The organism is Ruegeria sp. AL12 (assembly GCF_056540885.1).
The window spans coordinates 1-1,239 of sequence record NZ_JBQFXN010000050.1 but is presented as its reverse complement, the minus strand read 5'-3'; the positions used below and the strand labels follow the sequence as shown (position 1 = coordinate 1,239).

Below are 1,239 nucleotides of genomic sequence, written 5' to 3'. Positions count from 1 at the left end.
GATCAGGACCAGGAACATCACCGGCACCATCATCAGGGCAGGGATGTAAAGGCCGGGAAGACCAAACACCATGGCGGAACAGCCCCACATGCTGAGGACCGCGCCGACGGTGTAATACAGGTCCTCCGCCTTGCCGTTGGCCGCGTCGCGGGCCAGCCACCCGAAAACCGGAATTGCAAAGAAAAGGCGCTGCCAAACCGGCAGGCGTCCGGGCATATCGATCGCGCTCATGGGGCTTCTCCGTTCTGTTCGTCGCTCCAGCGCATATAGGGCTGCGCATGCAGGTGCAGAACGTACGGATCGTCGCAGTGTGACAGGCTACCGCAGGCGGGCCAGAAATGCGGTCAGATCGTCCGTGTGATGGTGGATGTGATCGGCCTCATGCGGGTCCGGGGCGACATGAACCGTGCGCATTCCCATCTCATGCGGGGCGGCCAGATTACGCGGGTCATCCTCGAACATCGCGGCCTTGTCAGCCTGAATACCATCCTGTGCAAAGATGGCTTCAAAGGCGGCTTTCTGGGGCTTTGGCCGATACCCGGCATGTTCGACGCCATAGATTGCATCAAACAGCCCCGAAAGCCCGCGCGCCTGCAAAACCCGCTCGGCGTAGGGTGCGCTGCCATTGGTGTAGACGATGCGCCGTCCGGGCAGGGCGCGAATGTGATCGGCCAGCTCTGCATCCGGGTCCATATGGCTCATGTCCACCTGATGCACCGCGTGCAGATAGGGCTCGGGGTCCAGATCATGTTCGGCCATCAACCCGGCCAGCGTAGTGCCGTATTGGCGCCAGTACTGCCCGCGCAGCCTGTCGGCCTCGGCCCGGTCCACGCCGATGGCCTGCACCACGTAATCCGTCATCAGAACTTCGATCTGATCGAACAGCTGCATATGCGGCGGATAGAGGGTGTTATCCAGATCGAACACCCATTGCGTGACATGACTGAAGGACGGTTTGACCATGGCTTGGGTTTAGGGCGCGGGCGGGGTGTTTTCAATGCCGTACTTGATTGACGCCCCCAGAGACGGATAGACATGTCCGAACGAGGAGACAGAATACCCCATGAGCCAGACCCGATCCCCCACCAAGGATGCCTATAGCCTGATACTCGAAGCCATTGATGTCGGCGTCTACAAGCCCGGCGATCGTCTGGTGGAAAGCGAGCTGGCAGAACGGTTCGGGGTGTCGCGCACCCCGATCCGCGAAGCGTTGCAACGCCTGGAAACCCAGTCTCTGCT

The 1,239-nt window shown here is 60.9% G+C and carries 3 protein-coding genes; 1 reads left to right on the top strand and 2 read right to left on the bottom strand.

Translation table 11 applies throughout. The features are described 5' to 3' along the window. Positions 1-231: hypothetical protein (locus ACR0C6_RS21255; RefSeq protein WP_480621083.1), on the bottom strand; the 231-nt coding region annotated here is incomplete at its 3' end. An 87-nt stretch (positions 232-318) separates the two neighbouring features. Further along, positions 319-963, bottom strand: coding sequence for a pyrimidine 5'-nucleotidase (locus ACR0C6_RS21250; RefSeq protein WP_480485978.1), 645 nt, complete (start codon positions 961-963; stop codon positions 319-321). 100 nt (positions 964-1,063) lie between these two features. On the opposite strand from ACR0C6_RS21250, the gene ACR0C6_RS21245 reads away from it, so the two are divergent. Next, a partial coding sequence (locus ACR0C6_RS21245) for a GntR family transcriptional regulator (protein WP_480621085.1) occupies positions 1,064-1,239 on the top strand: 176 nt, incomplete at its 3' end.